This is a genomic window from Mycobacterium innocens (assembly GCF_900566055.1).
Lineage (GTDB): Bacteria > Actinomycetota > Actinomycetes > Mycobacteriales > Mycobacteriaceae > Mycobacterium > Mycobacterium innocens.
On sequence record NZ_UPHQ01000250.1, the window covers coordinates 1 to 14,884 of the forward strand.

12 protein-coding genes and 2 pseudogenes are annotated in these 14,884 nt (G+C 65.9%); 5 read left to right on the top strand and 9 right to left on the bottom strand.

The genetic code is table 11. The features are described from left to right. Positions 1-295 precede the first annotated feature (295 nt). Positions 296-831, bottom strand: a pseudogene (locus EET03_RS23865) (PE family protein); the annotation flags it as partial. Here EET03_RS23865 and EET03_RS31945 point away from each other — a divergent pair. After that, the gene (locus EET03_RS31945; RefSeq protein ID WP_075541087.1) at positions 740-943 is read left to right on the top strand and encodes a hypothetical protein; all 204 of its coding nucleotides are present in this window, start codon (positions 740-742) and stop codon (positions 941-943) included. The pseudogene EET03_RS23865 and the gene EET03_RS31945 overlap by 92 nt on opposite strands. 137 nt (positions 944-1,080) lie before the next feature. On the opposite strand, the gene EET03_RS23870 is transcribed toward EET03_RS31945, so the two are convergent. Then, positions 1,081-1,572 (bottom strand): 6-pyruvoyl trahydropterin synthase family protein, encoded by a 492-nt coding sequence (locus EET03_RS23870; protein ID WP_167470692.1) that lies wholly within the window; start codon positions 1,570-1,572, stop codon positions 1,081-1,083. A gap of 397 nt (positions 1,573-1,969) precedes the next feature. Between EET03_RS23870 and EET03_RS23875 the strand changes: the two are divergent. After that, a pseudogene (locus tag EET03_RS23875) lies at positions 1,970-3,365 on the top strand (IS1380 family transposase); the annotation flags it as partial. A gap of 188 nt (positions 3,366-3,553) precedes the next feature. On the opposite strand, the gene EET03_RS23880 reads toward EET03_RS23875, so the two are convergent. Further along, on the bottom strand, positions 3,554-4,306 hold the full coding sequence (locus EET03_RS23880) for an LLM class flavin-dependent oxidoreductase (RefSeq protein ID WP_075541086.1): 753 nt from the start codon (positions 4,304-4,306) through the stop codon (positions 3,554-3,556). 204 nt (positions 4,307-4,510) lie between these two features. Here EET03_RS23880 and EET03_RS23885 point away from each other — a divergent pair, with 204 nt between their 5' ends. Next, positions 4,511-5,149 (top strand): MBL fold metallo-hydrolase, encoded by a 639-nt coding sequence (locus EET03_RS23885; protein ID WP_075541092.1) that lies wholly within the window; start codon positions 4,511-4,513, stop codon positions 5,147-5,149. Between the two features lie 18 nt (positions 5,150-5,167). Here the strand turns inward: EET03_RS23885 and EET03_RS23890 are convergent, their stop codons facing one another. Both EET03_RS23890 and EET03_RS23895 read right to left on the bottom strand, forming a co-directional pair. Continuing rightward, entirely contained in the window at positions 5,168-6,874 is a 1,707-nt protein-coding gene (locus EET03_RS23890) for an FAD-binding dehydrogenase (RefSeq protein WP_099193771.1), read from the bottom strand. Between the two features lie 35 nt (positions 6,875-6,909). Continuing rightward, a complete protein-coding gene (locus tag EET03_RS23895; protein ID WP_063469664.1) occupies positions 6,910-7,614 on the bottom strand; it encodes a DUF2334 domain-containing protein in 705 nt (234 codons plus the stop codon). A 158-nt stretch (positions 7,615-7,772) separates the two neighbouring features. Between EET03_RS23895 and EET03_RS23900 the strand changes: the two genes are divergently transcribed. Continuing rightward, a complete protein-coding gene (locus EET03_RS23900) occupies positions 7,773-9,389 on the top strand; it encodes a DHA2 family efflux MFS transporter permease subunit (RefSeq protein WP_208649128.1) in 1,617 nt (538 codons plus the stop codon). 86 nt (positions 9,390-9,475) lie between these two features. Here EET03_RS23900 and EET03_RS23905 read toward each other — a convergent pair whose 3' ends face one another. Further along, entirely contained in the window at positions 9,476-11,587 is a 2,112-nt protein-coding gene (locus EET03_RS23905; protein ID WP_075541090.1) for a S9 family peptidase, read from the bottom strand. Beyond that, the gene (locus tag EET03_RS23910; protein WP_075541089.1) at positions 11,584-12,477 is read right to left on the bottom strand and encodes a phosphoribosylaminoimidazolesuccinocarboxamide synthase; all 894 of its coding nucleotides are present in this window, start codon (positions 12,475-12,477) and stop codon (positions 11,584-11,586) included. Before EET03_RS23910 ends, EET03_RS23905 begins: the two co-directional genes overlap by 4 nt. Before the next feature lie 55 nt (positions 12,478-12,532). On the opposite strand from EET03_RS23910, the gene EET03_RS23915 reads away from it, so the two are divergent. Beyond that, positions 12,533-13,153 (top strand): hypothetical protein, encoded by a 621-nt coding sequence (locus tag EET03_RS23915; RefSeq protein WP_075541084.1) that lies wholly within the window; start codon positions 12,533-12,535, stop codon positions 13,151-13,153. On the opposite strand, the gene EET03_RS23920 is transcribed toward EET03_RS23915, so the two are convergent. Continuing rightward, positions 13,150-13,527: a TDT family transporter gene (locus EET03_RS23920; protein ID WP_075541083.1), complete on the bottom strand. Its 378-nt coding sequence runs from the start codon at positions 13,525-13,527 to the stop codon at positions 13,150-13,152. The two genes, EET03_RS23915 and EET03_RS23920, sit on opposite strands and share 4 nt — an antisense overlap. After that, complete coding sequence (locus EET03_RS23925) at positions 13,524-14,771, bottom strand: cytochrome P450 (RefSeq protein WP_075541082.1); 1,248 nt, start codon at positions 14,769-14,771, stop codon at positions 13,524-13,526. Before EET03_RS23925 ends, EET03_RS23920 begins: the two co-directional genes overlap by 4 nt. Positions 14,772-14,884: the final 113 nt, after the last annotated feature.

Here is a 14,884-nt window from a genome sequence, read left to right on the forward strand (position 1 = left end):
ACCATCGAACCCACCGGCCAAGCCGCCTAAACCAACTCAACATCGCCTCAGCCCTACTCCTGGGTGCGAGATCTCCTCACCTCGCATCCAGCTTTCGTGCGCCCAAATCACCTTGTTTTCGGATCAGCCACAATCCACCGATAGACCCGAGTGGCGTGCCCCGTTGAATATTTGATCTTGATTTGAGGTCGGGGAATAACTATGCCGCCGGTCTGCCCAGCTATTACTGTCGATTCCTGGTCGGAGTCCGTCGTGCCGGTCAACCAGTGGCTGGTCGACCGATTGCGTTGTGCCAGCCGATCCCCCCGACACCACCGGCGCCGCCACCACCGATTAGCAGCCCACCGCTGCCGCCGTCGCCGAGCAACAGCCCGCCGTTACCGCCGTTGCCGCCCCGGGGACCGCCGCTGCCGCCCGCGCCGCCGAGGCCGCCGGTGCCCCAGAGTCCGGCTGACCCGCCGTTGCCACCGAGCTGGCCCGGGGCGCCGGGCGCGCCGTTGCCGCCGCTGCCGAACAACCAGCCGCCGTCGGCGCCGTTGCCGCCCGGCATGGTGGCGTTGGCGCCGTTGCCGATAAGCGGGCGAGACAGCGGCGTCTCCAGCGGCGACGCGCTGGCGCCTCCGCGGCGGCATATGAGCCGGCACCGGTGCTGAGGGCTTGCGCAAACTCGTGATGGAACGCTGCGACCTGTTTCGCCAATGCCTGATAGGCCTGGCCGTGCTGGGAAAACAGGGCGGCGATGGCCGCCGAAACCTGGTCGCCGGCCGCACTCACCACTGCAGTTGTCGAAGCCGCGGCCGCCGCGTTCCACGCGGCCAGCGAGGCGCCTATCCGCCCGACGTCGGCGGCCGCCACCGCCACGACCTGCGGCACAACAAGTACGTGCGACATCGGGCACCTCGCAGCCGCGCCCGGCATCGTCGACCTCAATCCGTATCAGTAGGACGGGATCGTAGCTCGATTCTGGGCAGCACATCTGAAGTTTTGCGGCGAACATTCGATATGCGCCTGGGGCGCCTTGGCCGCTAAGACTTTGACGGTTGTCTCGAGGTTGGCCGATGCCGCCCCGGCTGCGCAGTCCTATTCGCCGCTGTAGGTGGCCTCCACCGTCAGTTCGCCGAGCACCTTCATTTCCTTGATTCGGAGCTGGTCGGCCAACCCCTTTTCCGCGATAACGGCCTGCAGGCGGTCATAAAAGTGCCGCACCAGACCTTCGAATGTGGGCGAAAAATCCACCGTGCATAGCTTGAGCCCACCCTTGTGCACCACCGCGGCGATGTCCTCATAGAGTGGGTCGTGCCGGTCGACCACAAAAGCGAAGTCGAACTCGTCCAGGATCGGCCGGAATGCCTGTTCCAGCAGGTCGGTATCCAAGAGGAAATATTGCTCGTCAAGACTGTCCCCGACCAGCGTCACGGAAACGTAGATCGTGTGACCGTGAAGGTTCGCACATTTATTGGCTATCAAATCCGGTGTGTAAAACTCGCTGCCACCTCTACTGGTGGGCATGTGATGGCTCCAGGTGCGGTGGCCTATTTCAACCCGGAATGTTTGTTTGATGGTGTACGGCATAACCTGTTCACTGATTCCTTCCATGTGATGCGCAGGAGCGCAAGTTGTTTGATTCAATCGGGGGGGCCGGTATGTTGATGTGAATAACCTCCGGCATGCCTGAAACGTGCAGTCAGCGAATTAAAACGCCAGTTACCTCCGATCATCGATACGCGGGGACGATTTTTTCGATAGCGCGGTCGAAATCAACGCTGTGATACTAGATGCACGTCGATACGGGACCAAGGCCCGCCCTAATCGGGCGATGCGTTACGAGGTGCGGCAGCGCCCCGATAAGTAAGCCTGAATTTTGCGCAACTTGGCGTGACACGATGCCAAGTTAGCGAAAGTGCCTCTCCTGCAAGGGATAATGAGACTGCTAGAGGTCCATCATTCCGAGCGGGAGGGCACTTTCTAGGTGACGAGTAGCGCAGCGGTTTCTCGCGTCAAAGTGTCATCGGACGGCCGGGGCGTGGTGTCGCACGCCGGTGCGGGCATGTTGCGCGAGGTCGCCGATTTGACCGGGTTGTCGTCGCAGGTAACGGTGGCCTTGGCCGACACCTACCAAGGGCCGTGGATTCATGCGCCCGGGGATGTGTTCGCCGACCTGGCTGCCGCTGTGGCCGACGGTGCGGATTGCGTCGACGGGGTCGCCCGGTTGTGGGGGGATCGCGAGCAGGTGTTCGGCGAGGTGGCCTCGACAACCAGGTTATGGCGGTTGGTCGATGAGCGTATCGACGCTGTTCACCTGCCGCGGATCCGGACGGCGCGTGCGCATGCCCGCCAACAGGCCTGGGCCGCCGGTGCTGCCCCCGACCGTGATGGTTGGCTGCACCTCGATGTTGATGCCACCATCACCGTCGACCATTCCGACAACAAAGAAAACGCCGCGGCGACCTGGAAGAAGACGTTCGCGGTTTCACCCGCTGCTGGTGTTTTTAGACCGTCCCGACATCGCCGCCGGGGAGGCGCTGGCCGGGCTGCTGCGCAAGGGCAACGCGGGAAGCAACACCACCGACGATCACATCAGCGTGCTCGATCAGGCGTTGGCGTCGCTGCCGGCGCAGTATCGACCCGACCCGGACAACCCCGATGCCCCGAAGGTGTTGATCCGCTCCGACTCGGCCGGCGCCACCTACGGGTTTGCGGCCGCCTGCCGGATATCGGGGGTGGGGTTTTCGCTGGGAGCGGTGATCGACGCGCCGATCCGCGACGCGGTCGAGGTGCTCAACACCGCCGACGGCTGGTATCCGGCGATCGATTCCGGCGGCATCCGCGACGGCGCCTGGGTCGCCGAAGCCACCGCGCTGGTGGATTTGTCGAAATGGCCGACCGGTACCCGGCTGATCCTGCGCCTGGAAGGCCGGCATCCGGGCGCGCAGCTGAGGTTCACCGACTCCGATGGGCACCGCGTCACCGGATTTTTTACCGATACCCCCGACGGCGTGGTGCCCGGTCAGCTCGCCGGGCTGGAACTGCGGCACCGTCAACACGCCCGCGTCGAGGACCGGATCCGTCAAGCCAAAGCCACCGGCCTGCCCAACCTGCCCTTCAACGCATTCGAAGCCAACGCGGCCTGGCTCGAAATCGTCATGGCGGCAACAGATCTGATCGCTTGGGCCAAACTCATCGGCTTCACCGACCATCCCGAGTTGGCGTGCTGCGAAATCGCGACGTTTCGCTACCGTGTCCTCCTGCACGTCGCCGCCCGCATCACCTGCAGTGCCCGACAAACCCGGCTGCGTATCGACACCAGCTGGCGCTGGGCACACGCCATCGCCGCCGCCTGGACCCAGATCCGCGCCGCCTTCGCTTCGCCTAACCTGCCTCCGCGTGACCCGACCAGACGAAAGACCCGCCGGCCCGAGGAAAGCCCGCCCCCCGAGCGACACCGGGCGAACCGTCACACCCACATGCCACAATCGACATCACCAGCCCGCCGACAGCCGGCCAGCCCGCCCAGCCAGCCCGCGCGAAAAATCGAGGCAAGCGCCAATTCCGTTCAGGAAACCAGGATGAGCCGGTGGCCACCCAGCTCCGCCAGCCGGCGTTGGGCCTGCCCGTCGGGATCGCGGGCGGCTTCGCTCATGGGCGTGGTGGCGCTGATGTCGAAGGGCGCATCGGCATTGGCGGACGCGGCCCGGGCCCGACGCGCCGCGTCGAAGAACTGCCCGATTCGCGGGTGATCAAGGCGTACGTTTACGCCATCGCATCGCGCACCGGCTATCGAGGCCAGGGCGACGCTATTGACTCCGAGCAGCACCGGCGGGCGGGGCGACGGCAACGGAAAGCCTGCCCATTTGTCGGCTCGATGCGGGTCCCACAGGACGTCGCAAAGATCCAGCACGTCGCAAAGGTGATCGTGGCGCTCCCGCATCGAATGGTGCAGCGGGAAGTCGAGCAGCTCATGCTCTACCGCCCAGGGGCTACCCGGGGCGGCGCCGGCGCCCAGGCCGAACATGAAGCGTCCGCCGCTGATCTCTTGCAGCGAGGCTGCCGCAGCTACCGTCACCCCCGCCGGCCGGTTGGCGGCATTCACCACCAGGGTGCCGATGCCTATCGCGGACGTGGCTGCCGCCAAGGCACCGGCCAGCGAGAAGCATTCCAGCATTCGGGGACTCGATAGCACCGCACCCGACATGTGGTCATAAACCCACGCGGCGCCATACCCTTCAGCTTCGGCCCGCAGCACGTTGTCTCGCAGCTCTGGCCAGGTGTGCGTCGCCGCGCTGTAGACAACGTCGAGTCTCAACATGAGCCGACCCTACCGTGTGCCGGATCCGCATGCAGCAAACTACTTGCGCCAGGCCGAATCCCGGCGCCGCACCCGTTGCGGCTCGTCACGTGGGCACCAAGCGAGTGTGAACTGGGCACCTCTGGCCGTGCCCGTCCGGCCGCGACGCGAACATCCCGGGGGGACACGCATCGGTGCGGACCGCATCGGGGCACAATCGTGGACATGCAACTGACGCATTTCGGGCATTCCTGCCTGCTCGCCGAGTTCGGCCGCACCAGCGTGCTTTTTGATCCCGGTACGTTCGCGCACGGCTTCGAGGGGATCACCGGCCTGGCGGCAATCCTGATCACCCACCAACATCCCGATCACGTCGATGCCGCGCGGCTGCCTGCGCTGCTCGAGGGCAACCCGGATGCGGCGCTGTATGCGGATCCGCAAACCGCCGCGCAGCTGGGCGCGCCGTGCCGGGCGGTGCACGTCGGCGACGAACTGGCGGTCGGCGGGCTGACCATCCGGGCCGTGGGCGGCCAGCACGCGGTGATCCACCCGGAAATCCCTGTGGTGGAAAACATTTCGTATCTGGTCGACGACGGTGACCGTCGCGCCAGCCTGATGCACCCCGGTGACGCGCTGTTCGTGCCCGACGAGCCGGTGGACGTATTGGCGACTCCGGCCGCCGCGCCGTGGATGAAGATCTCCGAGGCTGTTGATTATCTGCGTGCGGTCGCACCGGCTCGGGCGGTGCCGATCCACCAAGGGATCATCGCTCCCGACGCGCGCAGCATCTACTACGGCCGGCTCACCGAGATGACCGACACCGATTTCCAGGTGTTGCCGGAGGAAAACGCGGTCGCCTTCTAGGGCGAGACGCAATAGCCGCTACGTGATGTCCGCGGCGACTCCGCGACCGGCGGCCCGGCCGGAGAAGATGCAACCACCCAGGAAGGTGCCCTCCAGCGCCCGGTAACCGTGCACGCCGCCCCCGCCGAATCCGGCGGCCTCGCCGGCCGCATACAGCCCGGTCAGTGGGGTGCCGTCGGACTTGAGGACCCGCGCGTCCAAGTCGGTTTCGATGCCGCCCAACGTCTTTCGGGTCAGGATGTGCAGCTTGACCGCAATCAACGGGCCTGCCTTGGGATCGGTCAACCGGTGCGGTGCCACCACCCGCCCCAACCGGTCACCCCAGTAGCTGCGGGCTGCGCGAATCGCGGTGATCTGACCGTCTTTGGTGAACTTGTTGGCCACCTCACGATCGCGTGCCGTGACGGCGGCTTCCACTGTCTCGTAATCCAGCGGATCGACCTCGGGCAACTCGTTCATGGCGGCCACCAACTCAGGCAACGAGTCGGCGCTGACGAAGTCCACGCCCCGGTCGATGAAGGCCTGCACCGGTCCCGGTGGTCCGGACCGGAACCGCGACCGCAGGAGCTGACGCACGCTTTGCCCGGTCAGGTCGGGGTTCTGCTCCTGACCGGACAGGGCGAATTCCTTCTCGATGATCTTGGCGTTCAACACAAACCAGGTGTAGTCGTAACCGGACTGGGTGATGTGCTCGAGGGTGCCGAGCGTGTCGAAACCGGGATACAACGGCACCGGCAACCGATTTCCCGCTGCATCCAGCCACAGCGAGGACGGGCCGGGAATGATCCGGATGCCGTGGTCCGGCCAAATCGGGTCGTAGTTGGTGATGCCCTCGGTGTAATGCCACATCCGGTCGGGGTTGATCACCCGCGCTCCGGCTTTCTGGGCGATGCCGATCATCCGGCCGTCGACGTGTGCCGGCACCCCACTGAGCAGCTGCTTGGGGACGCGGCCCATCCGCTTCGGCCAATTCTTGCGCACCAGATCGTGATTGCCACCGATGCCACCGCTGGCCACGATCACCGCCGACGCCCGGAATTCGAACTTAGCCAATGCTTTTCGTGACGACGGCGCGCCGCGCGGTTCGTCCGACGGCTCCAACACGGTGCCCCGGACACCCGTCACCGCGTCACCTTCGACGATCAGCCGGTCAACCTGGTGCCGGTGTGCGAAGCGCACGTTCGGGCGGTCCCGCAGTTGACGGGCGAAGATGTCGACCAGGGCGGGGCCGGTTCCCCAGGTGATGTGAAACCGCGGGACCGAGTTGCCGTGGCCCTGCGCGTCGTAACCCCCACGCTCGGCCCAGCCCACCAGCGGGAAGATCTTCAGTCCGCGGGCCCGCAGCCAGCTGCGCTTCTCCCCCGCCGCGAAATCGACATAGGCATGGGCCCATTGTTGCGGCCAATGGTCTTCGGGCCGATCGAAAGCGGCCGTCCCCAGCCAATCCTGTAATGCGAGCTCATGGCTGTCGCGGATGCCCAGCCGGCGCTGCTCCGGGCTGTCCACGAAAAACAGGCCGCCGAACGACCAGAACGCCTGCCCACCCAGGTTGGCGCTGTTCTCCTGATCGACGATCAGCACGTGCAGGCCGCGGTCCGCCAGCTCGCAGGCGGTGACCAGGCCGGCCAGGCCAGCTCCGACGATGATCGCGTCAGCCGTAAACCCGTCCGACACGGCCCCCGAACCTACTGAAGCATCACTCATGTCGGTACAGGGTAGTGCCACCGCTCACGGCGGCTGACCATGCGGCTGGGCGTCAGCTAGGCGGCGTCGAGCACAGCCCTGTTGGGCCGCCATTGGTACACCGTCGGTGTGCAGTGGTGCATCATCGACAGGTCGACGGCATCCAGCATGGCCTGGCGCGGGCCGGACTTGGACAATTGCCGGGCCGAAACGGCGACGCGCACCACGCCGCCGCGCCGCGCGATTCTTTCGGCCGACAGCACCACCATCCGGCACCACCACGGCTCGGTCAGGAAGCTCTCACCGATGCCCAGTATTCGGGCGCGCACGGTGGTCTTGCGGACCAGGTCGGTGATCCCGTGATAATCCGCAAGCAACTGAAAACCGTTTCCCGGCAATGCCTTGACGACACCCGGGGACACCACCCAGCCCGGCGCCGCGAACAGCCGGGTACGCAGCCCCAGGTGTTCGAGCACCCGGTCGGCGGCCATCACCCGCAGGTTGGCCTCGTGGGCAAGCAGCGTCGCAAATTCGCCGCGACGTTTTTTGGTGGCCGCTTCGTCGTAGCCGTGCAGTACCAGGGCGTCGCCGCCGGCACGCCGGGCGGCCAGCCACTCGACGGTGCGGGGGTCCCGGTCGAGGCGGTAGTCACCCTTGAGTCGCGGAGCAACCAGCAGCGACACCGGCACCGATCGGGCATCCATCTCCGCGCAGAATGCCTCGACGCCGGCCAGGGTGCGCTCACCTATCCCCGAGACCGAGACGATCAGTTTTCCAGACACACGTTCAGTTTGCCGATGCCAGGTTTCCGGACAGTGAAGTACACGCAGCCAACAGGCGTCTATCCAGTGCCTCTGACGTGCGGATATCCGGCTCGCCGCGGGGCCGGTCACCGGGGGCCGAGCCGGTCCCGGCAGCGGTAGCGATGACACGTGTCGATATGCTCAGCAGCGCCATGGACAAGGCGCGTTCCGCACCGGCCGACGCCGCGCTGCCCACAACTGCCACGGGGCAGCACAGCCCCGGCGAACACGTCTACCCCGACCGGCTCGATCCGCGGCTTTTCCGGATCGCCGGGGTCTGCGTGCTGGCCTCGGTGATGACGATCCTCGACGCCACCATCGTCAGTGTCGCGCAACGCACCTTCATCACCGAGTTCGACTCCATCCAGGCCGTGGTCGGCTGGACCATGACCGGCTACACGCTGGCGCTGGCAACTGTGATCCCGCTAACAGGTTGGGCGGCCGACCGGTTCGGCACCAAGCGCCTCTGGATGGGTTCCATCCTGGCGTTCACGCTCGGCTCACTGCTGTGCGCGTTGGCGCCAAACATTCTGGCGCTCATCGCGTTCCGGGTGATTCAGGGTATCGGCGGTGGCATGTTGATGCCGCTGGGGTTCACCATCCTGACCCGGGTGGCCGGCCCCAAGCGGCTGGGACGCATGATGGCGGTGCTGGGCATCCCGATGCTGCTCGGCCCGATCTGCGGGCCGATCCTGGGCGGCTGGCTCATCGGTGCCTTCAGCTGGCCGTGGATCTTCCTGGTCAACTTGCCGATCGGGTTAGTCGCGTTCACCCTGGCGGCACTCGTGTTCCCCAAAGACCAGCCCGCTCCGACGGAGACCTTCGATCTCGTCGGGGTGCTGCTGCTGTCGCCCGGCCTGGCAACGTTCCTGTTCGGGGTGTCGTCCATCCCGGGCCGCGGCAGTGTGACCGACCGCTACGTGGCCGTCCCGGTGATCGTCGGGCTGATGCTGGTTGCGTTGTTCGGGTGGCATGCCTGGCATCGAGCCGATCATCCGCTTCTGGATCTGCGGCTGTTCACGAACCGGGTGTTCGCCCGAGCCAATCTGACCTTCATGACATTCGCCGTCGGCTATTTCGGTGCGGCGCTGCTGCTGCCGAGCTATCTCCAGCAGGTTCTGCATCAAACACCGATGCAGTCGGGGGTGCACCTGATTCCCAACGGGCTGGGCGCAATGCTGACCATGCCGTTCGCCGGCGCCTTCATGGACAGGCGGGGACCGGGCAAGAGCGTGCTCGTGGGCCTCACACTGATCGCCGCCGGCCTGGGCATCTTCGCTTTCGGTGTGGCCAGGCAGGCGGGCTATCTACCGACGCTGTTGGCCGGCCTCGGGGTTTTGGGCATGGGGACCGGTTGCACGATGATGCCGCTCTCGGGCGCCGCAATCCAGACACTGGCACCGCGGGAGATTGCCCGTGGGTCGGCGGTGATCAGCGTCACCCAGCAGGTCGGCGGCTCGATAGGAACCGCGCTGATGTCGATGATCCTCACCAACCAGTTCAATCGCAGCGAAAACATCCGCGTGGCAAACAAAATCGCTGCCCTGCAGCAGCAGGCGGTCAGACATGGCGTCGCGGTTGACCCGTCGGCGATACCGCAGCAGGCCCTTGAGCCCGACTTCGCAAGCCGGGTAGTGCACGACCTTTCGCACGCCTACACGGTGGTGTTCGTGATCGCGGCCGTGCTGGTGGTGTCGACACTGATCCCCGCGGCGTTCCTGCCCAAGACACCGGCGGGCACGGCGAGCGTTTGAACGTAAATCGGCTCAGGGTTCGCAACGTGACGCTGCAGTCACGTTCGGGTCCGAATGTGACTGCAGCGTCACGCTCGCGGCCCGTGTCAGTGGTCGCCGGCACACCCGGCGGCAGCCAACAGCCAGGCGTACTGGAAAGCGGTCTCCTTCCAGCGTTCGTATCGTCCGCTTATCCCGGCGTGCCCGGCGTTCATCTGTGTCTTCAACAGGACCGGATTGCCGTCGGTGTTGGCGTGCCGAAGCGCTGCCACCCATTTGGCCGGCTCCACGTAGTAGACCCGGGTGTCGTTGAGCGATGTCATCGCCAGGATGGCCGGGTACCGCCTGGCTGCCACGTTTTCATACGGTGAGTACGACTTCATGTATGCGTAGACGTCGCTGTCGTGGAGCGGGTTTCCCCACTCGTCCCATTCGGTGACGGTCAGCGGCAACGACGGATCGAGGATGGTGGTCAGCGGATCGACGAAGGGCACCTGCGCCAGGATTCCGGCGAAGAGTTCCGGCGCCATATTGGCCACCGCGCCCGCCAACAAACCGCCCGCACTGCCGCCCAGAGCCACCAACCGCTCCGGCCGGGTCAGCCCCGAATCCACCAAGTGCTTTGCCGCCGCGACGAAGTCGGTGAAGGTGTTCTTCTTGTGCAGCATCTTGCCGTGCTCATACCACAAGCGGCCCATCTCGCCGCCGCCGCGAACATGCGCGATGGCGAACACCATTCCCCGGTCCAGCAGCGACAGCCGGGCGATGGAAAACCGGGGGTCTTCACACATCTCGTAGGCACCATAGCCGTAGATGACTGCGGGCGCTGGGAATTCGATGTCGGACCGATGCACGATCGAAATCGGGATGCGGGTGCCGTCGTCCCCGTGAGCCCAATCGCGGCGTTCCGCGTAGTCCTCGCGACGGTAGCCGCCCAGGACCGGCTGCTCTTTGAGCAAGGTGCGCCCGCCGGTGACCAGATCGACGTCGTAGATCCGCACCGGAGTGATGAAAGATCCCGCGCCGACGCGCAGCTTGGGCGAATCCCAGTTGGGATTGGGACCCAGCCCGGCCGCCATCAGCTCGGAGTCGAAAGCGATCTCCTCCGGTTTGCCGTACTCCCCCTCGGGACCGAACGGCCACAATTGGATCCGGGGCAACGCTTCGCGGCGGTAGCTGACCACCACGTGGCCGGCGAAGGCGTCCACACCGTCGAGCCGGACGTCCTCGCGGTGCGCAATGAGCGTGCGTTGCCGGGCCGGATCCTCAACCGGGGCTTCCACCAAGGTGAAGTTCACCGCACCGTCGTTGTGCAGGATGAGAAAGCGGTCTTGTCCGCCGATGATCGCGTGCTCAATGGAGTACTCGACGCCGTCACGGCGCGGCAGCACGATAGCGAACTGCGCGGTCGAGTCGGCCGAGTCCGCGTAGCGGATCTCGGAGGTGACCGACGAGCCCGCCGCGATGACGACATAGGCGTTGCTGCGGGTGCGCCCCACCGCGAGCCAAAACCGTTCGTCGGACTCGTGATAGACCTGCTCGGACGCGGCACCCGGCCCGAGCCGGTAGCGCCATACCGTGTCCGGGCGCCACGCGTCGTCCACGGTGGTGTAGTAAACGGTGCGGTGGTCAGCAGCCCAGGTCGCTCCGGGGCCGATGCCGGCGATCTCGTCGGGATATCTTTCCCCGGTGCGTAAATCCTTGAACTGCAACGTATATCGCTCGTCGCCGACAACGTCGATGGAGTAGACAAGTATGTTGTCGTCCAGGCTGACGCTCAACGCGCCCAGCGCGAAAAAGTCGTGCCCGTCGGCCTCCTGGTTTTCGTCGAGCAGCACCTGCTCACCGGGTATCTCGGTGTTCTCGTCGAACCGTGGCGGGTCCCAGTCGTCGGGATCGGTAACCGGACAACGACAGTGGACGCCGTATTGCTTGCCCTCGAAGGTGCGGGCGTAGTACCACCAGTTGCCGCGCCGGGTCGGCACCGACAAGTCGGTTTCCTTGGTGCGCGCCTTGATCTCGTCGAAGATCTTCTGCCGCAACGGTTCCAGATGAGCGGTCGCTTGGTCGGTATAGGCGTTCTCCGCCTCCAGGTAGGCGATCACTTCGGGATCGTCCTTGTCGCGCAGCCATTCGTAGGGATCGACGAAGACGTCACCGTGGTGCTCCCGTCGAGTGTCCACTCGTTTGGCCAACGGCGGTGCGGCGTGGTCCGTCATGCGCTCGGTCCGATCCAGTCGCCGAACCACAGACCCGAAATGCGTTCGTAGGCTTCGATGTAACGTTCCCGCGTGGCCTCGATGATGGCGCCGGGCAGCGGCGGCGGCGGCTGGTCGCCGCCGCGGTCCCAGTCGGACTCGGGGCTGGTCAGCCAGTTGCGGACGAACTGCTTGTCGAAGCTGGTTTGCACCACGCCGGGCCGGTATTCGTCGGCCGGCCAGTACCGCGACGAGTCGGAGGTGAATATCTCGTCGGCCAGCAGCAGGTTGCCGTCTCGGTCGATACCGAACTCTAACTTGGTGTCGGCGATGATGATCCCCTTCCGCAGGGCGTGGTCGGCGCCCTGAACGTAGATCTGCAGAGTACGGTCGCGCAGCTGGTTGGCGCGCACCCCACCTACCATCTCGATCACCCGGGCAAACGAGATGTTCTCATCGTGGTCGCCCAGCGCGGCTTTGGTCGCGGGGGTGAACAGCGGCGCACCGAACTTGCTGGCCTCGACCAAACCCGGCGGCAGGGCGATCCCGCAGACCTTTCCGGTTGCCTGGTAGTCGAGCAGGCCCGAGCCGGTCAGATAGCCGCGCGCCACGCATTCCACCGGAAGCATCTCCAGTCGGCGCACCACCAGCGCGCGGCCCAGCACCTCATCGGGGATACGCGGATCGTCGGGCGGCCCGGCCAGATGGTTGGGGGTATCGACCAGGCCGAAGAAGAACACGCTCATGGCGGTCAGGATGCGGCCCTTGTCCGGGATGGTGCTGTCCAGGACGTAGTCGTACGCCGAGATCCGGTCGGTGGCGACCAACAGCAGGTGGCCGTCGTCGATGCGGTAGATCTCCCTAACCTTGCCGCTGGCCAGATGCTGGTAGTCGGACAATGCGGGACGCAACATCGGGCCAGCCTATCGGTGGGGTCGGGCCGCGCACTGTGCTGGTATCAGTGCTATGCGATCGCGGTTTTTGCCCTACTCGACCAGACCCGTCCGGCTGGCCATCCAGTTGTTCAGCGATATCACCGTTGCCGCGTGGACGACGGTCTGGGTGCTGGTCGGTCTGGCCGTCCACAGCGCCATCTCGACCATCGCCGAGGCGGGCCGCCAAATCGAGAACGGCTCCCAGGGCATTGCCGGCAACTTGGCGTCGGCGGGTCATGGAGCTCAGCACATCCCGTTGGTGGGTGATGCGGTCAGCAAGCCCATCACGGCCGCCAGCGAGGCCGCGCTCGACATCGCCGGCGCCGGCCACAGCCTGGACACCACCGCGAGCTGGCTGGCCGTGTTGCTGGCACTGGCGGTCGCTGCGACGCCGATCCTCGCCGTCGCCATGCCGTGGCTGTTCCTGCGGCTGCGGTTCTTCCGCCGCAAGTGGACCGTGACGACCCTGGCCGCCACCGCGGCAGGTCAGCAGCTGCTGGCGCTGCGGGCGTTGGCTAACCGGTCGCCGGCCAAACTGGCCGCGGTCAGCGCGGATCCGGTCGGCGGTTGGCGCCGTGAGGATCCCGCCACCATCCGGGGCCTGGCCGCACTCGAGCTGCGAGCGGCGGGCGTGCGGCTCCGGGGCCACTAATCGCGGTTGCTCACCACGGCGCGCCGCAGTCGCAGCAGGCCCGCGATGGCCACGATCACCCACGCCGTCACCGCGATCCAGCAGAACACCAGCGAAACGGTGCTCAGCGATCGTCGGCCCAGCACCGCACACGCGGCGAAGAAGGTGAACAGCCGCAGCGTGATGTCAGGATCGCGCAGGTCCCACACGCGAAACCGGCGGGTGAGGATCACCAGGGCGATCAGGAATACCAAACCTGGCGACGCCAGAACGCCCATGGTCTCGCTGATCAGACGATAGTGGTGCTTCTCGGCGGCGATCGACACGATGCCGGTCGCCATCACCGCGGCGAAGACATCGGGTGACGGCTCGGCATCGGCGAGCCGAAGTGTCACTGCCCCTCACGTAGTTCCACGACCAGGTGGCGGATGCCGGTGTGCCGGTTGCTGCGAGCCCATTCGACCGGCCGCACCACGCGCACGTCGGCGAACCGCGAGAGCACTTCCTCGAACAGCACCCGCAGTTCCAGCCGAGCCAGATTGGCTCCCAGACAGTAGTGCACGCCTTGGCCAAACCCTAAGTGCGGGTTCGGCTTTCGGGTGATGTCGAACTCGTCGGCGTGGTCGAACACGGCGGCGTCGCGGTTGGCCGAACCCTCCCAGATCTGTACCTTCTGCCCCGCCCGGATCGAGTGTCCGCCCAAGGTGACATCGCGGGTGGCGGTGCGCCGCTTGGACGGCGACGGCGACGTCCAGCGAACCATCTCCTCGACCGCCGTCGGCAACATATCGAGATCGCTACGCAGCGCCCGCAATTGCTCGGGGTGTTCAGCCAGCGCCAGCAGCCCGCCGCCCACCGCGTTGCGCGTCGTCTCCGCGCCGGCGCTGAACAGCAGGCTGAAGAACAGATAGAGCTCCAGATCCGACAGAGCCGGCGCATCTTGATCGTCGAGCATCGCGTTCGCGACAACGGACAGCATGTCGTCGGTGGGGTTGGCGCGCTTGGACGCGATCAACTGCTGGCCGTAGGCGTACATCCGCGACCCCGCCTGCGCGGTTTCGTCCGCGGCCGACAGCGGCGACAGGGACGCCTTGCGGGAGCCGCCGAAGTCGAACTGCGGCTCGATTGCCTCGAACAGCCAATGTCGTTCGGATTCCGGCACTCCCAGCAGAATGCAGATCATTTGCATCGGCAGTTCGGCGGCGATGTCGACCAGGAAATCGACCGGTTCGCCCGGCTGCACCGCGTCCAGCAGCCGGCGCGCCCGGGCCCGCAGGTCATCCTCCACCCGGCGGATCATCCGCGGCGTCAGCCCGGAGCTGACCAGCCGGCGAATCTGGGCGTGCCGCGGGTCGTCCATCATGTTGAGCACCTGGCCGGCGATGGCCAAGTCCTGCAGCAGCGTGCCGCCGAACGGCCGCTCCCCGCCGGTGACCGACGAGTACGTCACCGGATCCTTCAGCACCGCAAGCGTTTCCGGGTACGTGGCGACCGACCAGAAGCCCTCGCCGTCCGGGGTGTTGTCGGTCGGCTGGTGCCAGTACACCGGCGCCTCCCGGCGGTGGACGGCGAAGAGCTCGTGCGGGAATCCGTTGGCGAAGTTGTCCAGGTCGGTGAAGTCGATGCCGAGGTGCCTCACATAAAAGTGAGCGCGAAGCGGTGGCTGGTGCCTCACGGATAGTGAGCGCGTGGGGGGCTTGCACTACTTCGTCTCGGCCAATCGGTTGATTGACGGATCTAATGCTTCCAGGT